The organism is Thalassospira profundimaris, from assembly GCF_003326795.1.
In the GTDB taxonomy this organism is placed as follows: Bacteria; Pseudomonadota; Alphaproteobacteria; order Rhodospirillales; family Thalassospiraceae; genus Thalassospira; species Thalassospira profundimaris_C.
Genome location: NZ_JPWI01000011.1, coordinates 43,463 through 69,208, shown reverse-complemented (window position 1 = coordinate 69,208; position 25,746 = coordinate 43,463). Strand labels below are relative to the sequence as shown.

The 25,746-nt window shown below is 53.5% G+C and carries 25 protein-coding genes; 16 read left to right on the top strand and 9 right to left on the bottom strand.

From position 1 onward, the window contains the following. Positions 1-63: 63 nt before the first annotated feature. The 3 genes from TH30_RS16095 to TH30_RS16085 form a co-directional block, all read right to left on the bottom strand. Complete coding sequence (locus TH30_RS16095) at positions 64-771, bottom strand: CTP synthase C-terminal region-related (seleno)protein (protein WP_114099125.1); 708 nt, start codon at positions 769-771, stop codon at positions 64-66. A 123-nt stretch (positions 772-894) separates the two neighbouring features. Next, positions 895-1,572, bottom strand: a complete 678-nt coding sequence (locus TH30_RS16090) for a response regulator (RefSeq protein ID WP_114099124.1) — start codon at positions 1,570-1,572, stop codon at positions 895-897. A gap of 162 nt (positions 1,573-1,734) precedes the next feature. Further along, a complete protein-coding gene (locus TH30_RS16085) occupies positions 1,735-2,052 on the bottom strand; it encodes a DUF1476 domain-containing protein (protein WP_114099123.1) in 318 nt (105 codons plus the stop codon). Between the two features lie 153 nt (positions 2,053-2,205). Between TH30_RS16085 and TH30_RS16080 the strand changes: the two genes are divergently transcribed. The 6 genes from TH30_RS16080 (at position 2,206) to TH30_RS16055 (ending at position 8,235) form a co-directional block, all read left to right on the top strand. Next, a complete protein-coding gene (locus tag TH30_RS16080; RefSeq protein WP_181850340.1) occupies positions 2,206-2,985 on the top strand; it encodes an NRDE family protein in 780 nt (259 codons plus the stop codon). Between the two features lie 222 nt (positions 2,986-3,207). After that, positions 3,208-3,972, top strand: a complete 765-nt coding sequence (gene purC / locus TH30_RS16075; RefSeq protein ID WP_114099121.1) for a phosphoribosylaminoimidazolesuccinocarboxamide synthase — start codon at positions 3,208-3,210, stop codon at positions 3,970-3,972. Between the two features lie 122 nt (positions 3,973-4,094). Then, complete coding sequence (purS, locus tag TH30_RS16070) at positions 4,095-4,334, top strand: phosphoribosylformylglycinamidine synthase subunit PurS (RefSeq protein WP_008891731.1); 240 nt, start codon at positions 4,095-4,097, stop codon at positions 4,332-4,334. Between the two features lie 81 nt (positions 4,335-4,415). Then, positions 4,416-5,105, top strand: a complete 690-nt coding sequence (purQ, locus tag TH30_RS16065) for a phosphoribosylformylglycinamidine synthase subunit PurQ (RefSeq protein WP_114099120.1) — start codon at positions 4,416-4,418, stop codon at positions 5,103-5,105. Next, positions 5,102-7,312 (top strand): phosphoribosylformylglycinamidine synthase subunit PurL, encoded by a 2,211-nt coding sequence (gene purL, locus TH30_RS16060; RefSeq protein ID WP_114099119.1) that lies wholly within the window; start codon positions 5,102-5,104, stop codon positions 7,310-7,312. Before purQ ends, purL begins: the two co-directional genes overlap by 4 nt. A gap of 137 nt (positions 7,313-7,449) precedes the next feature. Beyond that, entirely contained in the window at positions 7,450-8,235 is a 786-nt protein-coding gene (locus TH30_RS16055; RefSeq protein ID WP_114099118.1) for a substrate-binding periplasmic protein, read from the top strand. A gap of 33 nt (positions 8,236-8,268) precedes the next feature. Here the strand turns inward: TH30_RS16055 and TH30_RS16050 are convergent, their stop codons facing one another. Next, positions 8,269-9,084: a helix-turn-helix domain-containing protein gene (locus TH30_RS16050; RefSeq protein ID WP_114099117.1), complete on the bottom strand. Its 816-nt coding sequence runs from the start codon at positions 9,082-9,084 to the stop codon at positions 8,269-8,271. Positions 9,085-9,222: 138 nt separating this feature from the next. On the opposite strand from TH30_RS16050, the gene TH30_RS16045 reads away from it, so the two are divergent. Further along, positions 9,223-9,627 (top strand): hypothetical protein, encoded by a 405-nt coding sequence (locus tag TH30_RS16045; RefSeq protein ID WP_147252027.1) that lies wholly within the window; start codon positions 9,223-9,225, stop codon positions 9,625-9,627. Between the two features lie 51 nt (positions 9,628-9,678). On the opposite strand, the gene TH30_RS16040 is transcribed toward TH30_RS16045, so the two are convergent. Next, a complete protein-coding gene (locus tag TH30_RS16040; RefSeq protein ID WP_114099114.1) occupies positions 9,679-10,854 on the bottom strand; it encodes an Mrp/NBP35 family ATP-binding protein in 1,176 nt (391 codons plus the stop codon). A gap of 413 nt (positions 10,855-11,267) precedes the next feature. Between TH30_RS16040 and hflK the strand changes: the two genes are divergently transcribed. From hflK to TH30_RS16015, 4 genes are all read left to right on the top strand, one after another. Then, positions 11,268-12,395: an FtsH protease activity modulator HflK gene (gene hflK, locus TH30_RS16030; protein WP_114099112.1), complete on the top strand. Its 1,128-nt coding sequence runs from the start codon at positions 11,268-11,270 to the stop codon at positions 12,393-12,395. Beyond that, positions 12,395-13,267, top strand: coding sequence for a protease modulator HflC (gene hflC, locus TH30_RS16025; protein WP_114099111.1), 873 nt, complete (start codon positions 12,395-12,397; stop codon positions 13,265-13,267). Before hflK ends, hflC begins: the two co-directional genes overlap by 1 nt. A 116-nt stretch (positions 13,268-13,383) precedes the next feature. Then, a complete protein-coding gene (locus tag TH30_RS16020; protein ID WP_114099110.1) occupies positions 13,384-13,575 on the top strand; it encodes a DUF2065 domain-containing protein in 192 nt (63 codons plus the stop codon). A gap of 201 nt (positions 13,576-13,776) precedes the next feature. Continuing rightward, positions 13,777-15,270, top strand: a complete 1,494-nt coding sequence (locus TH30_RS16015; RefSeq protein ID WP_114099109.1) for a DegQ family serine endoprotease — start codon at positions 13,777-13,779, stop codon at positions 15,268-15,270. A 78-nt stretch (positions 15,271-15,348) separates the two neighbouring features. Here the strand turns inward: TH30_RS16015 and serB are convergent, their stop codons facing one another. After that, positions 15,349-16,239, bottom strand: coding sequence for a phosphoserine phosphatase SerB (serB, locus tag TH30_RS16010; protein ID WP_114099107.1), 891 nt, complete (start codon positions 16,237-16,239; stop codon positions 15,349-15,351). Between the two features lie 206 nt (positions 16,240-16,445). Between serB and miaA the strand changes: the two genes are divergently transcribed. From miaA to ilvC, 4 genes are all read left to right on the top strand, one after another. After that, a complete protein-coding gene (gene miaA / locus TH30_RS16005; RefSeq protein ID WP_114099105.1) occupies positions 16,446-17,414 on the top strand; it encodes a tRNA (adenosine(37)-N6)-dimethylallyltransferase MiaA in 969 nt (322 codons plus the stop codon). 152 nt (positions 17,415-17,566) lie between these two features. Continuing rightward, positions 17,567-19,330 carry an acetolactate synthase 3 large subunit gene (locus TH30_RS16000; protein ID WP_114099104.1) on the top strand — a complete coding sequence of 588 codons (1,764 nt, stop codon included), beginning with the start codon at positions 17,567-17,569 and terminating at the stop codon, positions 19,328-19,330. Positions 19,331-19,434: 104 nt separating this feature from the next. Further along, positions 19,435-19,944: an acetolactate synthase small subunit gene (gene ilvN, locus TH30_RS15995; RefSeq protein WP_114101451.1), complete on the top strand. Its 510-nt coding sequence runs from the start codon at positions 19,435-19,437 to the stop codon at positions 19,942-19,944. A 117-nt stretch (positions 19,945-20,061) separates the two neighbouring features. Further along, positions 20,062-21,081, top strand: coding sequence for a ketol-acid reductoisomerase (gene ilvC, locus TH30_RS15990; protein ID WP_114099102.1), 1,020 nt, complete (start codon positions 20,062-20,064; stop codon positions 21,079-21,081). A gap of 59 nt (positions 21,082-21,140) precedes the next feature. Here ilvC and TH30_RS15985 read toward each other — a convergent pair whose 3' ends face one another. Beyond that, positions 21,141-22,457, bottom strand: coding sequence for a hypothetical protein (locus tag TH30_RS15985; RefSeq protein WP_114099101.1), 1,317 nt, complete (start codon positions 22,455-22,457; stop codon positions 21,141-21,143). 129 nt (positions 22,458-22,586) lie between these two features. Then, positions 22,587-23,774 carry an MFS transporter gene (locus TH30_RS15980; RefSeq protein WP_114099100.1) on the bottom strand — a complete coding sequence of 396 codons (1,188 nt, stop codon included), beginning with the start codon at positions 23,772-23,774 and terminating at the stop codon, positions 22,587-22,589. 229 nt (positions 23,775-24,003) lie between these two features. Between TH30_RS15980 and TH30_RS15975 the strand changes: the two genes are divergently transcribed. Then, positions 24,004-24,912: a pseudouridine-5'-phosphate glycosidase gene (locus tag TH30_RS15975; protein WP_114099099.1), complete on the top strand. Its 909-nt coding sequence runs from the start codon at positions 24,004-24,006 to the stop codon at positions 24,910-24,912. Positions 24,913-24,970: 58 nt separating this feature from the next. On the opposite strand, the gene TH30_RS15970 is transcribed toward TH30_RS15975, so the two are convergent. Next, a complete protein-coding gene (locus tag TH30_RS15970; RefSeq protein ID WP_114099098.1) occupies positions 24,971-25,657 on the bottom strand; it encodes a pyridoxamine 5'-phosphate oxidase family protein in 687 nt (228 codons plus the stop codon). Between the last annotated feature and the right edge of the window lie 89 nt (positions 25,658-25,746).

The window sequence follows — 25,746 nt, the reverse complement described above, 5'->3', positions numbered from 1 at the left end:
GCTCCCTGTTCTCAAGGCTGCGCCCCCGTATTCCGGGGGCGCTTTTTTATCTGCGTTTGGTGGTTATGACCTGTTCTGTGCAGCAGCACGAACAAAAGCCGTAATCAGCGGATGGTTCTCTCCGCGCAAGGCGGATCGTTCGGGCTGGAACGCTGTTCCGATAAAGAACGGATGATCGCGAAGCTCCACCGCGCGCGGATCGCCATCCTGATCCCAGGCAGACACACACAGCGGATGCCCGTCAAACAATCCGACATAGTCGCGATTAAATCCGTAACTGCATCGATAGGTTTCCTGTATCTGGTCGAGGCCATAATGGGAACGGATCAGACTGTCTTTGACAAGCTCAATCCCGCCATCCTGATCAATCAGCGCACAAACCAGCGGGGCGATCAGCGGAAGTTCCGCATCCGGGTCAATTTCGGCATTTGCCGCATTGCCCAGCCCCAGCACATTTCGGGCATATTCCAGCACCGCATGCTGATACCCGCCACATGTTCCAAGAAACGGCACATTATGCGTCCGGGCATGGGAAATGGCCGAAAGCGCCCCTTCAAGACTTTGATAGGGGCTGGCAGGTACGCACCATACACCGTCATACCGGCCAAGAACCTGATCTGGTTCAATGCCATCAAGTGCGGTTGTCGATACCCAGTCAAATCCTGCGGGCAGACCGATCTGGTTACCTGCAATTTCAAGGGCCTTGGGAATGGCCTGATGGGCGGTTACGTCGGGATTAAAATCGCCAACCAGTGCAAATCGGATCGTCATGTTTTATTCCTCGTTTCAGGTGACATTACGAGGGAAAGCAATTCAGATGCGGCAACAAAAAACGGCCCGTGAAATCACGAGCCGGGATTTGCGCCGCAAACAGAGCTGCCTTTGACGAACTTACTACAAACTTCCGGTACGCGCCATATCTTCCAGTGCCATTTTCACGGCCTGTGCGCGGTTGGAAACGTTCAGTTTGCGATAGATGTTTTTCAGATGGTATTTCACCGTGATCTCGCGCAGGTCGAGATGACGGGCGATGTCCTTGTTCGGACGCCCTTCTGACAACAAGGCGAGAACTTCACGTTCGCGCGGTGTCAGACGGGCAAAATCCCCCTCATTGCCAAAGCCGCCGGCAAGACGGCCTTCGCCATCACCACCGCCAACCATACCGTCACTCAGATCATTGAGGATGGATGACGGCAGATATTTTTCCCCGGCCAGGACAAGCTGCACGGCATTCGCCAGCGCCTGACCACGCAGGGTTTTGGGGATAAAGCCATGTGCGCCTGCCTCGATGGCATTGCGCACATCTTCGCTGCGATAAGCCCCCGACAGAAGAACAACAAAGGTCGATGGCGCAACTTTTTCAAGCGCGCGTTTAAGACCCTCAAGGCCATTCATGCCGGGCATCCGCAGATCAAGCAGGACAAGATCAAACGAATTGTTTTCAGCGATCAGGTCCAAAGCCGGGTCCAACGCACCGGCCTCTGCAACCTCGCAATCCTCGAAATATTGCTGGAACAGAAGTGATATTGCCTCACGAACCAGATCGTGATCGTCCGCCAAAAGGATACGCAAAGCCTTTGCCCTTCTTCTACCTGATTAGCACCCTTCACCCCTGGTGAAAGATCTCACACCAAAAGGTTGCGCTCACTCATCTTTTGCATCAGCAAGCAGGATACGAAACCGCCTAGATGTTTGCAAACTAGAAGTTTTTGGCAAAGGCCTGCGTCATGGCTTTCAGCTCAGAACTTCTGCTCGCGCTACCGGACGTAGCTCTTCAAGTTTTGAATTGAGCTCGGACGCCGTCATGTCGATATTCTTGCGTCCGAAATCTGCCAGAAGGGATACCACAACACTGTTGTCGCGCGGGTTTGCAACCACTTCGCCCACTGTTTTGACAGCATAGGCCTGACATTCATCGGGTGACATTCCCATCTGTTCACCAGCCCAAACGATCAGCATTTTATAAAGATGCGTTTCAACGCGAAAATCCTGTTCCAAATCAAAGCTGTACTTCGCCTCAAAACCACGTTCACGATCATTAAAGCTGTTCATACTGTTCCCTCCTTGAAGATTTTCCGGCCTCAGGACAAAGACTGGAAGTCGCATTCTGACTATATATTTGAGAACAAAGGAGCCCGTTTTCACCCCTTTGCTCCATACTTTTGAATTTGACAAATGATCTGTCATCACGCTTTGATCTGGCTCATGTGCACAGTCATAATTTTACGCCGCCCCGACCATGACTGGCCGGTGATCATTGGCGCCAATCGAGACGAAATGAACAATCGCCCCTGGAAGGCCCCGGCACGCCACTGGGATGACCGCCCGGATGTGATTGCCGGACTTGATGAAACGGCCGGGGGCACCTGGCTTGGTGTCAACGAGGATGGTGTTGTTGCCGCAGTCCTCAATCGCTTTGGCACCCTTGGTCCGGCCAAAGACAAACGATCACGTGGCGAATTGCCCCTTGAAGCCCTTGATCATGCAGATGCGATTGATGCGGCCCAGTCACTGGCCGCACTCGATGGGACGGCCTATCGTCCGTTCAACATGGTGATTGCCGATAACCGGGATGCCTATTGGCTGGCCAATCGCGGGACGGGCAAGATCGAGATTACCGAGATCCCCGAAGGCCTTTCGATCCTGACGGCCCATGACCTGAATGACACGGCAAACAGCGCGCGCACCAGACGTAACCTTCCACGGTTCCGGGCGGCCCCCTCGCCCAACCCGGAAGCCGATGACTGGTTTGCCTGGCAGGCGCTTTTGGCTGATACCGGCATCGAGGCCCCCGACCCCGATCATTACGACATGCGTGCGGACGCAATGCTGGTGCGCAGCAATATGGGATTTGAGACCGTCAGTTCGTCGCTGATCGGATTACCGGCGATTCCCACCAGCGAGCATGAATTGCCCCGTCGCCCGGTCTGGTTATTTGCCGACGGACAACCTGACAGTGTTCCGTTTCTGCCCGTCGCACTTTGAGACGGCCAAAGCGACAAAACGTTGCTTTGCCAACTGGTTGCAGTGCAGAATAAGCAGTCCCTTGTCAGATGGCGCGACGGTTGCAAAATTTGATTATCAAGTTTGCGTAAATAGAGCTTAAGCGACAATTGAGTTTCTCGCCAAGCACTGCTATACGGGGGGCGCGAATTTCAGGGTGCCTGCGCAGTTGCCGTGCGGGCCTAGATGTGAAAGATCCCGCCAATGTCCAGAAAGCAGCCCATCTACGAGGGTAAAGCCAAGGTTCTTTACGAAGGTACTGAGCCCGGTACGATCATTCAGTATTTCAAGGATGACGCCACTGCGTTTAACGCTCAGAAGCGCGGCACGATTGCCGGCAAGGGCGTCCTGAACAACATGATCACCGAATTCGTCATGACCCGTCTGGCAGAAATCGGAATCCCGACCCACTTCATTCGCCGCCTTAACATGCGCGAACAGCTTTGCAAGAAATGCGAAATTGTTCCGATCGAAGTTGTGGTTCGTAACATCGTTGCCGGTTCCATGGCAAAGCGTCTTGGCCTTGAAGAAGGCGAACGTCTTCCGCGTCCGATCGTCGAGTTCTACTACAAGGACGACGATCTTGGTGACCCGCTGGTTTCTGACGAACATATCCTCGCACTTGGCTGGGCAAGCCCGGATGAGCTTGAGGAAATCGTTGGCATGACCTTGCGCGTCAATGACTATCTGTGCGGCCTGATGCGCGGCATCGGTATCAAACTGGTCGATTTCAAACTTGAATTCGGTCGTGTTTGGGAAGGCGATTTTGCACAGCTGGTTCTGGCCGATGAATTCAGCCCGGACAATTGCCGTCTGTGGGACGCCGTTACCAACGAAAAGATGGACAAGGACCGCTTCCGTCGCGATCTCGGCGGCGTCGAAGAGGCCTATCAGGAAGTCGCGCGCCGTCTTGGTGTGCTCCCTGAGTCCGCCGAAATAGAGTCGCTGAACAAAGACGCGACCAAATAACACCCCAAGGCCGCGCTCGCGCGGCCTTTTCTTATGGCTGGCCGGAACAAATTTCCGGACAGCGTTTTGTTTGCAAACAGAGTCGCGCGAGCCCCGCGCCTGCGAACTTAAAGGAGCTTCTCGTGAAAGCACGTGTTCATGTCACCCTGAAGAACGGCGTTCTTGACCCCCAGGGCAAAGCCGTTCACCACGCCCTTCAGGGCCTGGGTTTTGATGGCGTCAATGACGTCCGTCAGGGCAAATTCATCGAACTCGAACTGGATGGCACCGATGCCGCCAAGGCCGAAGCCGAGGTCAAGGAAATGTGCGAGAAGCTTCTCGCCAATACCGTGATCGAAGATTACAGCATCGAGCTGGCCTAACGGCACGGGCGGGGCCTTGTCATTGCACGGCCCCTGTCTATCGCGATCAAGTAACGGACATTAATCGAGAGACGGTATTTCATGAAATCCGCTGTCATCCTCTTCCCCGGCATCAACCGGGAGAATGACGCCATCGCAGCACTCGAACAGGCCACCGGCACCAAACCGGTCGTGGTCTGGCATGGCGAGACCGAGCTGCCAAAGACCGACATCATCATGGTCCCGGGTGGTTTTTCCTATGGCGACTATCTGCGTTGCGGCGCCATGGCTGCCAAGTCCCCGATCATGCGCGCTGTTGCTGAACGCGCCAAAGCCGGTGTGACCATCCTTGGCGTTTGTAACGGTTTCCAGATTCTGACAGAAGCAGGCCTGCTGCCCGGTGCGCTGATGCGCAATGCCAGCCTGAAATTCATCTGCAAGAACACGCATCTGAAGATCGAAAACGCTGATACCCGCTTCACCAACCAGTACAAGGCTGGCGATTTCGTCGACTATCCGGTCGCCCATCATGACGGCAACTTCTTTGCCGATAGCGAAACGCTTGACCGCCTCGAAGGCGAAGGTCGCGTCATCCTGCGCTATTGCGATGCGAATGGTGTTGTCGATCCGGCAACCAATCTGAACGGTTCCCAGCGCAACATTGCCGGCATCATCAACGAGGCGGGCAACGTCCTTGGCATGATGCCGCACCCGGAAAATGCGATTGATCCGCTCCATGGTGGCACCGATGGCCGCAATCTGTTCAAAAGCTTGGTGGAGGCAGCATCGTGAGTGCTAACGATTTCAACACCCCGATCACGCCGGAACTGGTCAAGGAACACGGCCTGAACGAGGAAGAGTACAAACTCGTTCTCGAAATCATGGGTCGCGAACCCAACATCAATGAACTGGGCATTTTCTCGGTTATGTGGTCTGAGCATTGCTCCTACAAGTCCTCGAAAAAATGGCTCAAGACTCTTCCGACCAAGGCTGACTGGGTCATTCAGGGTCCGGGTGAAAACGCCGGTGTGATTGATATCGGTGATGGTCAGGCTGCTGTCTTCAAGATGGAAAGCCACAACCACCCGTCCTTTATCGAACCCTATCAGGGTGCGGCTACCGGTGTTGGCGGCATCATGCGTGACGTCTTCACCATGGGCGCACGTCCGATTGCCAACCTCAATGCCCTGCGCTTTGGCGAGGCCGATCATCCGAAAACCCGTCATCTTCTGAGTGGTGTTGTCGAAGGTATCGGCGGGTATGGCAACTGCATGGGTGTTCCGACCATCGGTGGCGAAACCAACTTCCATGCATCCTATAACGGCAACATCCTGGTCAATGCGATGACCGTGGGTCTGGCCGATGCGGATAACATCTTCTATTCGGCTGCAGCCGGCATCGGTAACCCGGTTGTCTATGTCGGCTCGAAAACCGGCCGTGACGGTATCCATGGTGCAACCATGGCCTCAGCCGAGTTCGATGACGACAGCGAAGAAAAGCGTCCCACCGTTCAGGTCGGCGATCCGTTCACTGAAAAGCTTCTGCTTGAAGCCTGCCTTGAACTGATGGCAACCGACATGATCGTCGCGATTCAGGATATGGGTGCAGCTGGTCTGACCTCGTCCTCGTTCGAGATGGCCTCCAAGGGCGGTGTCGGTGTCGAGCTGTGGCTTGATAAAGTCCCGATGCGCGAAGAAGGCATGACGCCCTATGAGCTGATGCTTTCTGAATCGCAGGAACGCATGCTGATGGTTCTGAGACCCGGTTGCGAAGATGCCGCCAAGGCAATCTTTGACAAATGGGAACTCGACTTTGCGGTTATAGGTATTCTGACCGACACCAAGCGCATGGTTCTGAAATGGCATGGCGACGTTGCCGGTGATCTTCCGATTGATCCGCTGGCCGAAGCATCGCCGGAATATGACCGTCCGTGGGAACCGACCCCAAAACAGGACCGTATTGATCCCGAAAGCATTTCGGCCAAGGTCAGCCATGTTGAGGCGCTCAAAACCCTGATTGCGTCGCCCGACCTTGCGTCACGTCGCTGGATCTGGGAACAGTATGACCATCTGGTCATGGGCAACACCATTGTCCGTCCGGGTGGCGATGCCGGTGTCGTGCGCGTTCAGGGCACGAACAAGGGCATTGCAGCCACCACCGACTGTACCCCGCGCTATGTCATGGCCGATCCGGTCGAAGGCGGCAAACAGGCCGTTGCCGAAGCATACCGTAACCTGGTTGCAACCGGCGCCAAGCCGCTTGCCATCACCGACAATATGAACTTCGGCAACCCGGAACGTCCGCGTATCATGGGCCAGTTTGTTGGCGCATGTCAGGGCATCGGCGAAGCCTGTATCGCACTGGAATTCCCGGTCGTTTCGGGCAACGTGTCGCTTTACAACGAAACCAACGGCGTTGGCATCATGCCGACCCCGGCAATTGGTGGCGTTGGTGTGATTTCCGATCTGGGTCACCATGCAACGATTGGCATCAAGCGTGATGACAGTGCGCTGATCATGATCGGTGCTGCGACCGGTGAACTGGGTCAGTCGCTGTATCTCAAGACCATCGAAGGTCGCGAAGAAGGTGCACCGCCGCCGGTTGACCTCAATGCAGAAAAACGCGCCGGTACGCTGGTGCGTGAACTGATTGAACTGGGTCTGGTTCGTACCTGCCACGATATTGCTGATGGTGGCCTTCTGGTCACGGTTGCCGAGATGTGCCTTGCTGGCAATATCGGTGCCGACCTGCATCTGCCGGAAGCTGGTAGCGAAATCGCATGGCTGTTTGGTGAAGATCAGGGTCGCTACGTGATCGCAACCCGCGATCCGGACAAGGTTCTCAACGCAGCAAGCAGCTCGAACGTTGCTGCGGTGATCATCGGCCAGGCTGGCGGCGATGCCGTCTCCATTGACGGTGGCGAGAAAGTGTCCCTTTCCGAACTGCGCAACCTGAATGAAGGCTGGATGCCGAACTTCATGGCAGAAGCTGTTCAGTAAGTATTACCGATTTACAGAAAAACCCCGTCAGAGCGATCTGACGGGGTTTTTCTTTATCAACACGGAGATATGCCGTTCCGTTGTCGAGGCATGCGATTGTTCCCATATGACGAATATCAGATATCGTTGGGGGTGAGATGGCGCGGCATTACAGACCAGTTGTCTGGACTATTCTGTGGTTCATCGTCTGCAGCATGGCGGCTTTGTTGCCCGTAAGACATGCTCATGCCCTGACCATCTATGTTGATGAAGCCAATCCACCGTTTATGTATCGCAGTGACGATCAGGCAGAGGGCATCTATCCGGACATCGTTCGGGCAGTTTTCGCGCGGGCTGGCATATCGGTAAAAATTATCGCAGTTCCCTGGCGTCGCGCGCTCATGCATCTTGAAAACGGTGACGGCGGGATTGCCGGAATATACAAAAATCTTGAACGTCAAAAGAGATATGCCTTTAGCGACCCGATCCACCGCGAAGGGTTAATGATCTATCGCCCCAAAACTGACTTCGCTGGCGAAAGTGACCTTGATGATCTTGAAGGCATGAGTGTCGGAGTCATTCGTGGCTGGAGTTATGGCGATGCCTTTGACAGTGCGCGCAGAGCAGGATTGTTTTCCGCATCCGAAGCAACCGGCGATGATCAGAATTTTTCGATGCTGATCAGCAAACGGATTGATGCCGTAATTGCGGTGCGCGAAGCAGGTGATATCTGGATCAAAAAGCTCCGACTTGAAGACCAGATCGTGCGCGCTGAAAGTGCCCTTTTTGAAAATCAGACCTTCATCGCCTTGAACAGACGGTCCAAAGACCTGTCAAAGATTGCACTGATCAATCGCGCTATCGCTGAAATGGTCGAAGATGGCACCTTTGACTCCATCGTCACCAATGCCCTGCGTCAGGCTATCGGGTCTGCATTTCACTAGACAAGACACCAATTCACCTGACAATTCCACCGCCTATAGTGTTGAGGAAAGTTGTTTCAAGGCATTGCTTGTGACGTCATCAGCCGGAAGCAGTGTTTCAATTGCGAGCTCAGATAACGTTACCTCGACCGGGGTTCCAAAAACTGTTGTCGTGCTGACAAAGTGCAACACACCGGCATCCGTTTTGAGGATCAGCGGAACAATCAGGCCCTTGATTGCGTCTGCACCGGCATCATCGCCAACAGGTTCTTCCATATTATCGTGATCAACAGGCATAGCGTAGCGACCGGCTTCATCATGAAGTCCGATCAATTCGGGATCACCGGTCACGTCGATCTGGCGGCGGAGACGATCGAGCAGATGCGTTCGCCACTGTGCGAAATTCACCACCCGTGATGCCAAGCCGTCCGGATGGAGACTAAGGCGCAACAAATTTACCGGCGGGCGCAGAAATTCAGGATCAAGCCCCGACAGCAATAGCGGCACAATCCGGTTTGCTGCCACCATATTCCAGTGCCGATCCATCGCCAGCGCCGGATAGGGTTCATGGGCGCACAAGATCCGATCAACCGCATCTCGAATGGCAGTCCCTGCATCCCCATCAAAATCATGTTCTGCATAAATTGGCGCAAACCCGGCAGAAACCAGCAACCTGTTTCTTTCGCGTAAAGGTACATCAAGGCAGTCGGCAAGATGCAGGATCATATCCCGGCTTGGCTTCGATCGTCCTGTTTCGAGAAAGCTGAGATGCCGGGTCGAAATATCAGCATCCCCGGCCAGATCAAGCTGGCTCAGCCGGCGCTGCTTCCGCCATGCCTTAAGACTATTTCCAAACGCGTCATGGGTCATTGGATCGGCTGTTCTGTTTCAAAGTTTTCGCAGCCTACCACCAAAGAAAAGGATTAAACATTACCTCTGAGGTAATCGTAATCATTCCCTGATCACGGCAAGGTGTCGCCATCACCCGCAACCCGAAAGGTTTGAATGATGGCTGCACTTTCTTCCACCAAACTTCTGAAAACTGTCTTGATGATTGATGCTGCAACCTGCCTTGGCTTTGGGCTTTTGCTGACGGCTGGTTCCGGATGGCTTGGTCAATGGCTGGGGCTACCGGTCGACCTTCTGTTCTATGCCGGATTGATCCTGTTTCCCTGTGCGGCCCTGATGACCTTCACCGGTCGTCAACCGACACCGGGTAACGCGCTGGTTTTACTCATTATCTTGGGCAATCTGGGATGGGTAGCAGCCAGCCTTGGTGTTCTGATGATGTCGTTCATTACACCGACCGTACCCGGATACGGCTTTGTAATCCTTCAAGCAATTGCAGTTGGCATGCTGGCCGTGATTGAACACCGGATGCTTGGGGCGTCCAACCAGATGGCGTCGGCCTGATTGCCCCACAAATAAACGAAAGGGCCGCAACGTTGCGGCCCTTTTATGTGCTTATTTGAAGCTTATCTTGGGGAACAATCCCTTTTTCTTGGGAGCCTCGGCCGGACCAACGCGTTCCTCAATCGCCGCAGCGATTTTCCCTGCAATGGCACCATAGGCCTTGGCATGTTCACCGTCGGCTTCTGTATGAACAATCGGTGTGCCTTCATCCGCACCCAGACGGATTTTAAGATCCAGCGGGATTTCGCCAAGGAATGGAACGCCCAGCTCATCAGCGGCCTTGCGCGCCCCGCCGTGATCGAAGACATGATCAACATGGCCGCATTCCGGGCATTTGTAATAGGACATGTTTTCGATCAGACCGAACACCGGCACATTGACCTTGCGGAACATGTTCAGGCCCTTTTTGGCATCCAGAAGCGCGATGTCCTGCGGGGTCGAAACAATTACGGCCCCGGTGACCGGAACACGCTGCGCCATGGACAGCTGAATGTCACCCGTACCCGGTGGCATATCAACCACCAGAACATCAAGATCACCCCAGTCGGTATCGCGCAGAAGCTGTTCAAGTGCCCCCATCGCCATCGGGCCACGCCAGATCACCGGCTGTTCTTCGTCAACCATAAAGCCGATCGACATGATTCGGATACCAAAGGCCGAAGGCGGGATCATTTTACCCTGATGTTCGGAGGACGGCACCGGCTTCGCCTCACGAAGCCCCATCATACGCGGCAGACTCGGCCCGTAAATATCTGCATCAAGCAGGCCAACCTTAAGTCCCTTGGCAACCAGCGACAAGGCAAGGTTGACCGAGGTCGTGGATTTACCCACCCCACCCTTGCCCGAGGCAACGGTGATAATGCTGCGTACAGAGGGCAATTCGAGCGGTTTTTGTCCCGCCCCTTGCGGACGCTGTCCGGGTTGGGCCGGTCTTTCAGCTGCTGGTTGGTGCGCGGCAGACTGACTTGCAGCCGTTGGTCGTTCTGCGGTCAGGGCGACACGGGCTGTTGTGACCCCGTTCACAGAAGCAACAGCCTTTTCAGCAGCTTGGCGCAAATCTTCGAGTGCCGGTCCGCGCTTGGGATCAACCGCAATCATGACATTGACGACTTCATTATTTATATCAATGCCTTGCACCATATCCTTGGCTGTGATTGATTTGCCGTCGACCGGGTCGATGACGCTGTCGAGTGCGGCGACAATCTGTTCACGGTTGGGCGAAGTCATATTGCGGTCTCCAAATTTTGGCTTAAGTCCGTGATCACACAGAACTTGCAGGCGCGTAACATTGTTTTGCAGGGCAAGCTGTCATATAAGGCCAGAGGGTCTGGGCTCATAAATATGATTGTAATGGCAATCGCAAGATTTGCGAAACACAAGGAAAAGCCCTTAGAGCGGGTCGGTATCCCGGTCAAGGGATTTGACGCAGGAGTTCGCAAATCTTGCGATTGTCCCTCGGATTGATCGGATAGGCACGGGCAACGTTGTCGCAAGGCATTGCAAGATAAAAATCTTCCTGTTGCCTCGCTCCGCGTATCTGCACCTGTCCAATCAACCATTGCAAACATATTTATGAGTCCAGACCCTGGTACTCGGTAAGCAAAGATAAACACCGAACGGCAAGAAGAGGAAAACACTCGATGCCTTGGAATTCACAAGGGGGCGGCGGCCCCTGGGGCGGCGGCGGAAATAACGGTGGCAGCCAGAATCCGTGGGGACAGCGTCCTTCCGGTGGTGGCGGCGGCGGAAATACGCCCCCCGATTTTGATGAAATGATTCGTAAAGGCCAGGAACGCCTGAAACGGCTGTTCCCCGGTGGTGGCGGTTACAAGGGCTTTGTCCTGATCGGTATCGCTGTGATCGGGTTGTGGCTTTTGACCGGTTTTTACCGTGTCCAGCCGGGCGAACAGGGTGTCACGCTTCTGTTTGGCAAATGGGTTGGCACCACGGGTCCGGGTCTGAACTACTTCCTGCCGGCTCCGATTGGCGAGGTCATCAAGCCGAACGTTGAACGGACGAACCAGATCGAGGTCGGTTATCGCGGCGCAGGAAATGTCACAACGGGCGGTTCGCGCGATGTGCCAGAAGAAAGCCTGATGCTGACTGGTGACCAGAACATCATCGACATTGATTATGTCGTTCAGTGGCGCATCAGCGATGCTGGCGCATATCTGTTTAATGTTCGTGATCCGGAAAACACCATCAAGCTTGCATCTGAAAGTGCAATGCGCGAGGTGATCGGGAAAACCAATCTGGAAGAGGCCCTGACTGTTGGCCGTGTCCGGGTTGAGGAACAGACCCGTACCCTGCTTCAGGAAATCATGGACGGATATGATTCCGGTATCTTTATTGCAGAAGTGAAGATGCAGAAGGTTGATCCGCCGCGTGACGTTATTGATGCCTTTAACGATGTGCAGCGTGCGCGTCAGGACCGTGATCGTTCCCAGAACGAAGCACTGGCCTATCGGAACGACATCATTCCGCGTGCAAAGGGTGAAGCTGAACGTCAGGTTCTTCAGGCCCGCGCATACAAGGACCGTGTGACGAAGGAAGCAGAAGGTGAAGCTGAACGCTTTAACTCGATCTACAATTCCTTCCTTACCGCAAAGGACGTGACCACCCGTCGTCTGTATCTCGAAACGATGCAGGAAGTCCTGGGCAAGTCCGACAAAGTGATCATCGAGCGTAATGCACAAGGGAATGGCGTCGTGCCGTACCTGCCGCTGCCTGAAGTTCAGAAACGTGCGAATGCAGGAGGCAACAACTAATGGCAAGTCCTAAACTTATTGCCGCAGGCGTCGTCGTTGTCATTGCCGCCGTGATCGGTTCCATGTGTGTCTTTACGGTCCGTCAGGACCAGCAGGCACTTGTTCTTCAGTTCGGTAATCCGGTTCATGCGGTATCCGAGCCGGGTCTGCATTTCAAATTGCCGATCCAGAACGTGGAATATTACGAGCGTCGTATTCTGGAACTTGATCCGCCGGTACAGCAGGTTCTTCTGTCGGACCAGAAGCGTGTCAATGTTGACAGCTTTGCCCGCTGGAAAATCGTTGATCCATTGACCTTCCGTCAGCGCGCAACCAACGCTGCCAACTTCGTGCAGTTGTTTGGTCAGCGTCTGAACTCGGTTATCCGTGGTGAACTCGCACAGGCCCCGCTTGTGTCGATGCTTTCGGACAACCGTGCACAGATCATGGAAAAGATCCAGGCAACGCTGATCGATCCGGCCAAGGAATTCGGCGTCGAGCTGATTGATGTCCGTATCGGTCGTACCGACCTGCCACAGGAAACCTCGCAAGCGGTGTATAACCGTATGCGTTCTTCGCGTATTGCCGAAGCAGCCCAGCTTCGCGCAGAAGGTGAAGAGCTCAAGGCGAAAATCCAGGCAGAAGCCGACCGTGAACGCATCGGCATCATCGCCGAAGCAAACCGTCAGGCCGAAGTCCTGCGCGGTGAAGGCGACGGTCAGCGGAACGTTATCCTTGGTAAAGCCTATGGCAAGGACGCGGAATTCTTCGAATTCTATCGTTCGCTTGAAGCCTACAAAATAGCGCTTGATAACGGCTCGACCATGGTGCTTTCACCAGACAGCGAGTTTTTCCAGTACTTTAATAAGTCTGGTCCAGCGACAAGCCGCTAGACAAAACACAAGGGCGACCGGCATATTAGTCAGGTCGCCCTTTTTGTTTTCATAATTATGTCCTGCCGGCGCACCGCGTAAGGCAGGCGTTTTAAACCGCCGGAACGTCCACGCCCATGAAGGAACTTGCAACTGCTATACTTCTGGCCATCGCGCTGGAGGGCATGTTTTATTCGCTGTTTCCCGGCGGCGCGAAAAGGGTGTTGGAACTTGTTCAGGAAATCCCTGAATCGCAGTTGCGCATTGGTGGATTGGTTGCAGCCGTCGTTGCAATCGGCGCTATCTGGGCCGTTAGAACCTGGCTATAAGCCACGGAAAACCGCCATACAGGGGTAAAACGCCACGATGTTGTGCCGAGAATTCCTTGATTTTTCCCAGAGCCGCCCAAATTCTGCCAAAGTCGGGGTTAATTTGATTAATTAAGCGACGGGTAAATTAAGAATCCCATCGCGCGCTGCAAAAACAGAATTACAAATACCGTGAACGCGGCAACGAACAGGATCAGACACATGCTACAAGCATTATACAACCCGGTGCGGTCGAAAGTAAGCGCAGCACTGGTGATTGTTCTCCTTGGCGTGACCAGTGTTTCGCAAATCGCGAATGCCCGCCCCGCTCCTGAAAGTTTTGCAGACCTGGCAGAAAAACTCCTGCCAAGTGTTGTGAATATCTCAACCAGCCAGATTGTCGCAGACCGCCAGGGACCTGATTTCCAGTTCCCTCCGGGTTCGCCGTTCGAAGATCTTTTCCGTGACTTCATGGATCGGAATGGTCAAGGCGGTCAGGGTGGTCAAACCCCGCAACAGCGTCGCGCAACCGCTCTTGGTTCGGGTTTTATCATCTCGGCGGATGGTTACATCGTGACCAACAACCACGTCATTGATGGCGCAGACGAGATCAGCGTGCGTCTTCATGACGGTGAAACCCTTGATGCCGAACTGATCGGTCGCGATCCGAAAACCGACGTTGCATTGCTGAAAGTCACCCCGAAAGACGATCTTCCGTTCGTTAAATGGGGCGATTCAGACAAGTCGCGTATTGGTGACTGGGCAATGGCAATCGGTAACCCGTTCGGTCTTGGTGGCACTGTGACGGCCGGTATTATTTCGGCCCGGAACCGTGACATCAATCAGGGTCCGTATGACGATTTCATCCAGACCGACGCATCGATCAACCGTGGCAACTCTGGTGGTCCGCTGTTTAACCTTGATGGTGATGTGATCGGGATCAATAGCGCGATATATTCCCCGTCCGGCGGTTCGGTCGGTATCGGCTTTGCCATTCCGTCGGCCATTGCTCAGGGCGTTGTCGACCAGCTCAAGGAATATGGTCGTACCCGTCGTGGCTGGCTTGGGGTTCACATCCAGACCGTCACAGAAGATATCGCTGACTCGGTTGGACTTGATAGCGCATCGGGTGCAATGGTTGCTGGCGTGTCGGACGAAAGCCCGGCCAAAAAAGCAGGCATCAAACAGGGTGATGTCATCCTGAAATTTGATGGCAAGGATGTTGAGTCCATGCGTCGCCTGCCACGTATCGTCGCCGAAACCAAAATCGGCAAGGATGTCGATGTGGTGATCTGGCGCGATGGCAAGAAACAGACCGTACAGGTCGAACTTGGCGAACTTGAAGAAGAAGTCATTGCCGCAAGCGCAACGCCTTCTGACAGCCAGGAAGCACCGGCGATTGCCGAGGCCAACATCAACGAACTTGGCATCAAGGTTGCCAATGTCGATGATACCCTTCGTAAACGTTACAACCTTGCCGAAGGTACCGAAGGCGTGATTGTGACTGACGTATCAGGTGACAGCTATGCTGCCGAAAAAGGTGTTCGCCCCGGTGACATCATCATCGAAGCGTCGCACAGCTCGGTCTCGAATGTCGAAGATGTCACCAAGGCTGTCAAAGCCGCCGTTGATGACGACAAGCGCACCATTCTGATGTTGATCGAAACATCTGCTGGCCCGCGTTACTTTGGCCTGACCCTTTCGGTTGCTGAATAAGTATCACCAACGATACTGACATGATAAAAGGGCGGCCTGCCACGCAGGTCGCCCTTTTTCTTTGCGATGTTCCGGTAATCAGGAAACGAAATCGGCCTTGGCATAGCCCTGCAAATACAGGAGTGCTGTCAGATCGCCATGATTGATGCAGATGCGTGCCTGTTCCTGAACTGACGGTTTGGCATGGAAGGCAACACCGGTCCCGGCAAGCGAGATCATCTGAAGATCATTGGCACCGTCACCGACCGCAATCGCATCATCGACCGTGATGCCCTGCTCGGCTGACAGGTTTTCAAGCGCGTCCACCTTGGCCTGACGATCAAGAACCGGTTTTTTGACCTTGCCGGTCAGTTTGCCGTCTTTTTCGATCAGAACATTGGCCTGATCATAGTCAAAACCAAGTTCGGCCCGAACTGCACCAGTAAAGAAATCGAACCCGCCTGATACCAGTGCGGCAAAAGCCCCGTTTGCTTTCATGGTCGAGACAAGCGTTTTGGCCCCGCCGGTATATTCGACAGTTTTCCAAGCTTCTTTCAGCATCTCGGTCGACATGCCTTCAAGAAGGCCTACGCGTTCATCAAGGGCGGCTTCGAAATCAAGCTCGCCATTCATGGCGCGTGCCGTGATTGCCGCCACCCGTTCCTTGACCCCGGCAAATTCGGCGAGCTCGTCAAGGGTTTCACCGGTCACCATGGTGCTGTCCATATCGGCAATCAGCAGCTTCTTGCGCCGGGTTGCGATTTTCTGGGTAACGGCATCCACACCAAGCTCGGACTCAGCAAGACTGGTATCAGCCACATCAAGCGTGATGCCATCAAAGATCAGATCACATGCCTCACCCTCGGCAAGCCAGGTCACATCCCCGACAAGGGCCCCTGCCCCGGTCAGGGCGATTGCTGCTTTATCGATGACGGACTTGGTCAACGCATTCGAATTCGGGGCGGCAATCAGGGTCAGTACCAACTTCATGGTCTGCGGGCTCCTTGGCGGAAAAGGCATTAAACAGATTTGTCGCCTTTATCCGAATTGCGCCCGACCCTGGCAAGAGAACTTTCGCGCAATCCGTCTTGTTTACGTGTTTTTTGCCGGGGTCATGTGTCCCAAATCGCTATGCCTTTGGCATCGAACCCAATAGACTGTCCGACCTTTGAATATCCGAGCTTGGAAGTGCCTTCATGTCGGCCATTAACGCCAACAGTTCCTTTGCCCCTGTCCTGATCGTTGCTGGCCCGACTGCCAGCGGGAAGTCCGCGCTTGCGCTTGATATGGCCGAAGCCTTTGACGGCGTGGTGATTAATGCTGACAGCATGCAGGTCTATGAGGAACTGCGCATCCTGAGCGCCCGCCCTGATGAAAGCGAAACCGCACGTGCACCCCATCGGCTTTATGGTGTGCTGTCAGGACGCGAAGCCTGTTCAGCGGGCAAGTGGCGCGAGATGGCCATGGCCGAGATTGCCGACTGCCATGCTTCGGGCAAGCTCCCGATCATCACGGGTGGCACGGGCATGTATCTGAACGCCCTGACCGAGGGAATCGCATCGATCCCGGATGTCCCCGCACGGATTCGCGACAGTGTTACCGCCGAACTCGAAGATCTTGGGCACACAGCATTCTTTGAAAAGCTGGCAAAAGACGATCCGGAGACCGCCGCGGCACTTGATAGCACCAATACGCAACGTCTGATTCGCGCCGCCGAGGTTTTCGCCCATACCGGTCGCGGACTGGCATCCTGGCACAAGGAACCGGTGATCACGCCACCTGCGAACATGAAGTTCAAAAAGCTGTGCTACATGCCGCCACGTGACATACTTTATGATCGCTGCAACCGGCGTTTTGACCTTATGATCGAACAGGGTGCAATTGACGAAGTCCGCGATTTGATTGCGCTTGGGCTTCCCGAGAGTGCCCCGGTCATGAAGGCGGTCGGCGTGCGTGAGCTTGGAGCATATCTGGCTGGCAAGATTGATCTTGCCACCGCCAAAGAGAAATCACAGCGCGAAACCAGACGTTATGCAAAGCGCCAATTAACGTGGTTTCGTCATCAGATGACCGACAAGGAAATCATCGACGCGCAATATTCGGAAAGTTTGGCAGCAAAAATGCGTCATGATATTAACCAATTTCTGTTGACCACGCCAAAGTGAGGCGATAGGTTGGCGCTTCCCCCGCCGAAATGGCGGAAAACCGCCGTTTCGGCGGATTTTTCAACTCCAATTTGAGGATAATTGGATCATGTTTCAATCACGCGGTTATCACGCGACACGTTGTTGTCGCTAAGTAAAGAGGCTCGAAAATCATGGCAGAACGTATTTTAAGTGGTTCGGAAGTAGTGTTGCAGGCCCTTGCTGATCAGGGTGTGGAAGTCGTGTTCGGCTATCCTGGCGGCGCTGTCCTACCGCTATATGACGAGATATTTAAACAAAACCGGATTCGTCACGTTCTAGTGCGCCATGAACAGGCTGCTGTCCACGCTGCTGAAGGTTACGCCCGCTCGACCGGCAAGGTCGGCGTGGTGCTGGTGACCTCGGGACCGGGTGCGACAAACGCTGTTACGGGCCTTACCGACGCGTTGATGGATTCCATTCCAGTTATCTGCCTGACCGGTCAGGTCCCGACTCATCTGATCGGGAATGATGCGTTCCAGGAAGCTGACACCACCGGCATCACCCGGCCGTGCACCAAGCACAACTATCTGGTCAAAAATCCGGATCGTCTTGCACGCACCATGCATGAGGCATTCCACGTTGCCTCCAGCGGCCGTCCAGGTCCGGTTGTCATCGACTTGCCGAAAGATATCCTTGTTGGCAAGGCACCGTATCTGGAACCGTCACAGGTTCAGCACCGCACCTATAACCCGGTGGTCAAAGGCGAACGCAGCCAGATTGAAGAAGCACTCGAAATGCTGGCATCGGCCAAGAAGCCGATCCTGTATTGTGGTGGTGGTGTTATCAATTCCGGTTTGCAGGCTTGCAAGCTTCTGACCGAGTTCACCCGCATGACCGGCGCGCCGATCACGCTGACCCTGATGGGTCTTGGGGCATTCCCGGCATCGGACAAACAGTATCTCGGCATGGTCGGGATGCACGGTACTTATGAATCGAACATGTCGATGCATGATTGCGACGTGATGATTGCAATCGGCGCACGCTTTGATGACCGTGTAACCGGCAACCTTGATTTCTTTGCGCCGCATTCGCAGAAAATCCAGATCGATATTGATCAGAGCTCGATCAACAAAAACGTTCCGGTCGATATCGGGATTGTTGGCGATGTTGGTCACGTTCTTGAAGACATGATCAAGATCTGGAAAGCCAAACAGTACAAGATCGATGCCAATGCACTTGATAGCTGGTGGAAAGAAATTGAGGGATGGCGTGGCAAACACTGCCTGTCCTACAAGCAGCCCAAAGACGTTATCAAGCCGCAGCACGTTATTCGTCGTGTTCATGAACTGACCCGTGATCGCAAGACCTACATCACGACTGACGTCGGTCAGCATCAGATGTGGGCCGCCCAGCATTTCGGGTTCGAACATCCCTATGAATGGATGACGTCCGGTGGTCTTGGCACCATGGGCTATGGCATGCCGGCCGCCCTTGGTGTTCAGGTTGCACACCCGGATGCGACGGTTGTCTGCTTCACAGGCGATGCGTCGATCATGATGAATATTCAGGAATGCGCGACGATGACGCAGTATCGTCTGCCGATCAAAACCGTGATCCTGAATAACCGTTACATGGGCATGGTACGTCAGTGGCAGCAGCTTCTGCATGGTTCGCGCTATTCCGAAAGCTATAGCGAAACCCTTCCTGACTTCGTCAAACTGTCCGAAGCATTCGGCTTTACCGGTATGACCTGCAACAACCCGGCTGATCTTGATGACGCCATCAAGAAAATGCTCGAAATTGACGGTCCGGTGATTCTGGATGTTGCCGTGGACGACAAGGAAAACTGCTATCCGATGATTCCGTCGGGCAAGCCGCACAATGAAATGCTGCTTGGGCAGGAAACCGACGGCAACGAAGCCATTGATTCCGACGAAGGGATGGTTCTGGTCTGATCCGCAACGACAAGCGTGCGAGACGATATCATCAAAACCATAATGAAAAGGCCGGCTCGGGCGGCACATAGATGCCCCCGACCGAGCTCTTACGGAGCGAAACCGTGAAAGAAACCGAAATCTCGAAACACACCATATCCGTTCTGGTGGACAACGAATCTGGCGTTCTGGCCCGTGTCATCGGCCTGTTCTCCGGCCGTGGCTATAACATTGAAAGCCTGACCGTTGCCGAAGTCGACGCCGACGCCCATCAGTCCCGCATCACTGTGGTCACCTCGGGTACCCCGATGGTGATTGAGCAGATCAAGGCGCAGCTTTCGCGTCTTGTACCGGTTCACAAGGTCAGCGACCTGACCCTTGCCGGTCCGAGTGTCGAGCGTGAACTTGCACTGGTCAAAGTGATTGCAACGGGTGAAAAGCGCGTTGAGTCGCTGCGCATTGCCGACATATTCAAGGCCCGCGCAGTCGATGCGACCAATAATTCCTTCGTTTATGAAATCATCGGCAGCCCCGAAAAGATTGATGCCTTCATCAAATTGATGGCGCCACTGGGGCTTTCGGAAATTTCGCGTACCGGTGTGGCTGCGATTTCGCGCGGCACACTAACGATGTGAGTTTGCCCTGCCCGGTGATCCGCATCGGGCAAGGCATCGGGGTTTGTCCCCGAATTCATTATTACCATCCACCACGCACAAAAATCAGCGTGGTCCAACGTCCAGAGGTATCGAAAGATGCGTGTTTATTACGACCGCGATGCAGATGTTAATCTGATCAAGACCAAAAAAGTTGCCATCATCGGTTACGGTTCGCAGGGCCATGCCCATGCGCTTAACCTTCATGATTCAGGCGTTAAAGACGTTGTTGTCGGCCTTCGCGAAGGTTCCGCTTCGCGCAAGAAAGCTGAAAATGCCGGCCTGAAAACCATGACCCCGGCCGAAGCAGCTGCTTGGGCAGACGTCGTCATGATCCTGACCCCGGATGAACATCAGGCAGCGATCTATGCAAACGAACTGCGCGACAACCTGAAACAGGGTGCAGCACTTCTGTTCGCACACGGTCTGAACGTCCATTTCGGCCTGATCGAGCCGCGCGCTGATCTTGACGTGATGATGATCGCACCGAAAGGCCCGGGTCACACCGTTCGTTCCGAATACAAGCGTGGCGGCGGCGTGCCGTGCCTGGTCGCTATCGAACAGAATGCTTCGGGCAATGCCCTTGAAGTTGCTCTGTCCTATGCTTCGGCAATCGGCGGCGGTCGTTCCGGCGTTATCGAAACCACCTTCCGTGAAGAATGCGAAACCGACCTGTTCGGCGAGCAGGCAGTTCTTTGTGGCGGCCTGACCCAGCTGATCAAATACGGTTTTGAGACCCTGACCGAAGCTGGTTATGCTCCGGAAATGGCATATTTCGAGTGCCTGCACGAAGTTAAGCTGATCGTTGACCTGATGTATGAAGGCGGTATGGCCAACATGCGTTACTCGATCTCGAACACCGCAGAATACGGCGACTATGTCACCGGCCCGCGCGTGATCGATGCATCGGTCAAAGAACGCATGAAAGAAGTTCTTGCTGACATTCAGGAAGGCAAATTCGTTCGTGATTTCGTTCAGGAAATGCATTGCGGCCAGCCGATGTTCAAGGCAACCCGCCGTCTGAACGCAGAACACGAAATCGAAGAAGTTGGTACCAAACTGCGCGCGATGATGCCGTGGATTGCTGCAAACCAGCTCGTCGACAAAGAAAAGAACTAAGCACAGCTTGGATCGTTCTTACGCAAACGGCCGTCCCCATGGGGCGGCCGTTTTGCTTATCAAGTTGACTGATCCGACTTAGTAGAATTTGGCTTCCACTCGTACGCCATGACGACATTTCTTTTTTGCTTGGCTGCCAAATTCAGGAACTCTTCAATGCTTTGAAAGGCTTCTCTTTTTGTCCCCAGCAACCCAGACGACACTAGATCGACAAATGCACTATTTGAGAACGCTTTGTCAGGAAACCCTTGACGGACCACAACTTTACCACTTTTTGTCTTTGGCCCAGTTTTGACATAGTGCTTCCACATATCTAGTGGCACATACAATCCCTGCACCATAGCTGGGTTCATTATCTTTAGCTGTAAACTCTTACAGAACTTGAACAACAAAGGACTAAATCCAGCCCTGTAGTTATCGTAATCGTTTATCGATTCTTTTTTTGACTTGTTCAGCTCTGACTGAAGAGAGCTCATTTTAGATCTTTCTTTCTCAAATTGGTTATCCGGGTAATACTTAAACCCACCACTAATATAAGACATCTTTTTATACTGAATGAATACGAATGTATTTTTATTAAGATTTGCATAAATTAGATCAACACCCAAGCAATTCTCAATTGCATCACGGTCAGTTATAGTTATAGCCAAATACTTATCATCTTTTTTTAGTATTTTCTTTTTAAGACCTTCTTTATTTACATACTTGTAGCCATCAAATGTCTCGAGGTCATGTTCTATTAGATGGCTTTCTTGAACATATTCCCAGTCATCCACCTCGTCCTCGTCAATTAGTTCCAAGGCACTTTCTGAAATATCGAACTCAACAACAGGCATGTGTTGCAGCAGCGAGTTCCTCAATTTTTCACCAGAAAAAATTTCGGCGGAAAGACCAATTGCATCTCTCTGATAAGCAAGTTTTATATTTCGATCAGTTTCTTCAACCTCGTCATTTCCATTCACAATAGAAATAATACGATCAATCTGATCCTTTAAATATGGATTTATTCGAAATATTTCATCAACTATCAAATTAGAATCATTAATATTTAGAATTGCATCATTGTGATTTCTGCACCTCTTTTTTTGATCTTCATCAAGTAAATCTGATATATCAATTGCGTCGAAATCAACAATATAGAGAAACTTTACTTGCGCAGTAGCTGTCGCAGTATTCCGGCGACGCACCCCCAAACAGACCTGACTAACTTTCAGAATTTCGAATGATATAAAGTAAAAACCAACATATGGAGGATTTGCATCAAGTGCAGAAACCGAATCTGAATAGTACTTGTCCCTAATTACCCTGTTATGCACTTCAATTGCTTTTTTCTCACCGGAAACCCGATGAAGAATACACTGCTTCTCAATTTTCATCCTGCACCACAACCCAAGAGAGATTTAGGAATTCACGATACATGAAAATTAAAAGTTGAAAAAGCCATATGTCCTACAATGCATGGGTAAAATCAACCACGTAACAGTAGTAGAAAGATGTCGCCCCACTTAGCTCTTCATTAGCCGCACCGGGAACCGCAACTCTGTCACGGCCCAGATCACGGCACAGAGGATCGAAACAGTTGATCCAAAAGCAACCACCGCAGGCCATCCGCCCACGCCATAGGCCACCGCAGAGCTTGCCGATCCACAGGCCCCGCCAAAGAAGTAGCTGGCCATATAGCCCGTGGTCAGGCGACTGCGTGCTTCGGGGCTGAGGCGATAGACCTCGCTCTGGTTCGAGATATGCGTGCCCTGAATACCAAGATCAAGCAACACCACCCCGATTGCAAAGGCCACCAGCGACCATTGTCCCCAATAGAGCAGCCCCCAGCTTGATATGGTGGCTAAAAGGAACCCGCCCGTGCTGAGCCGTGCCCATCCCTGATCGGCCAGCCGACCAGCAATACGGGCCGCCAGAATACCAATCGCACCGATCAGGCCATAAAGCCCGATCACGGCTTCGGACATGTCATATTGGCGGACCAGCATGAAGGCCATGGATGTCCAGAAGATCGCAAATACCGCATATTGCAACCCGCCAATCAGGCTGCGGCGACGCAGGACTTCTTCGTCACGAAACAGATGCAGGATCGACAGATAAAGCGTGCGATAGCTGGTATGGGATGTCGGTGGAATATTGGGAATGATGCGGTAACAGGCAACTGCATAAACTGCCATTAAGACGGACGCGACAATGAAGACTGAGCGCCACCCGGCAAGCTCGGCCATGATCCCGGAAAACGTACGGGCCAGAAGGATACCCAGCAAAAGCCCGCTCATCACCGCCCCGACGGCAGAGCCGCGCTTGTCATCGCTGGCTAGGTGAGCTGCCAGCGGCACAAGGATTTGGGCGGTCACACAGGTAATGCCGACCGAGAAGCTAAAGGCAACCAGCATCAGAAACGATGGCGCAAGCCCCATGGCAAGCAATCCGACGGCTGTCAAAGCCGATGTCACGGTCAGTAACTTGCGCCGTTCATGATGATCACCAAGCGGTACAACCGCAATCAGCCCTGTCAGATAGCCGACCTGTGCCACAGTCACCAGCAATCCCGCGCTGGTTTCGCTTAAACCATACTCGCGGGCCAGTAATTCAAGCAGCGGCTGAACGTAATAAAGACTGGCAACAGACAGACCGCTTCCGATGGCCATAAAGGCCAGAAGGCCACGTGTCAGAGTGGGCTTGGCATGCATTTCAGGCGGGCTTTCAAAATTTGGTGGTATTCCAAGATATCCATCAAATCAGATGCTTACAATCCGCTCACTGGCACAAGTCCCGTGCATGGACGGCAACGATCAAACGACGCGCGCAAGGCAGCCATTCCGAAAGCTTGGTACGGCGGGATGGTTTGGGCTGGATTTATGGGGGGCATCTGTTTAATTCTGGCCTTTAAAACTTTAAACCAGATATGAGCATATCGGAATGTCGGACTTTATTGATATCGCCCCCGAGGTCGCAGAGGCCCTTGCCGCTGGCAAGCCGGTCGTTGCCCTTGAATCCACCATTATCTCGCACGGGATGCCTTATCCGCAGAACCTTGAAACAGCACAGGCTGTTGAACAGGATGTACGTGATAACGGTGCGGTGCCCGCCACCATCGCCGTGATCGGGGGTCGTTGCAAAATCGGCCTGTCGCCCGAGGAACTCGAATATTTCGCCAAGGGCACAGACATTCTGAAACTGTCACGTCGCGATATTCCCTATTGCATTGCCAAGAAACGCGATGGTGCCACCACGGTTTCGGCAACCATGATTCTGGCCGAAAAAGCCGGTATTCGTGTCTTTGCCACTGGCGGCATCGGTGGTGTTCACCGTGATCTTGCTGGAAATTTCGATGTGTCGGCCGACCTGACCGAGCTTGGCAAAACCAGTGTTGCCGTTGTTTGCGCCGGGGCCAAGGCGATCCTTGATATTCCCAAAACCCTTGAGCATCTTGAAACGCTTGGTGTGCCGGTTATTGCCTATGGCACCGATGAATTTCCGGCATTCTATTCGGTTGAAAGTGGCCACAAAGCACCGCTTCGCCTTGATAGCCCGCAAGACCTGGCAGCATTCCTGAAATCGAAATGGGAATTCGGCCTTGAAGGTGGCGTTGTCATCGGCAATCCGCCCGAGGTCGACAAGGCACTGGCACGCGAAGCCATCGAAGGCGCAATTGAAGATGCCCTTGCCGATGCCAAGGAACAGAACATTCTGGGCCGCGATGTAACGCCGTTCCTTCTGGCGCGTGTGACCAATCTGACCGAAGGCAAAAGCCTTGAAGCCAATATCGCGCTTGTGCGTAATAATGCACGTCTTGGCGCAAAGATCGCGGTTGCCATGGCGGGTTGATCACCCGTTGACCGAGCAAAAGCAAAACGGGCTGGCACATCACTGCCAGCCCGTTTTTTTAATCGCGAAGATAGCCCTGCCCTTCAAAGCCCGACTTGATCTTGCCATCGTCAACCGGTGTGCCCCAGTGAAGCGTACTGGGCAAAACACCGGCCCAGACCGGCCAGTCATAATCGTCGTCGTCATCGACCGGATCACCGGCACGGACCTTGGCCGAAACCTGTGCCAGATCAAAGCCAAGGAACATGGTGGCCTTGAGTTCCTGTTTGTTTGGCTGACGGACTTTATCCCACCGCCCCGGTTCGAGCTTTTCGATAAACAGGCGGGAATGTTCCATCTTACCTTCTTCGCCATCAACCACCTCGCCCTTGCCGTAGATCACGACCGAACGATAATTCGCCGAGTGATGGAAGGCGGACCGCGCCATCACCAGACCATCAAGATGGGTAATGCACAGGCATGCTTCTTCGCCTGCGGCAATCGCAGCAAGAATGCGGTTCTTCGATGCGCCATGGATGTAAATCCGTTCACCAACCCGCCAATGCGCGGTCGGGATCATGGCCGGGCGTCCATCAACAATGGTGCCAACATGGCAGATCAATGCATCATCAATAATGCCATGTACCAGCTCACGATCATAAGATGCGCGTTTCGGACCACGGATAACCTTGGTGTGGGGATGCACCTCGTATTGACCCGGTGGGGTCTGCTCGGATGTCTGGGGCGACAGGATAGCTTCGGACATGGTGGCCTCGTTCTTTCTTGCGGTCGTAATTGGTGGCCCCATCATGGATAGAATTGGACTTTTAAAAAGGTCCATTATACTAAAAATGA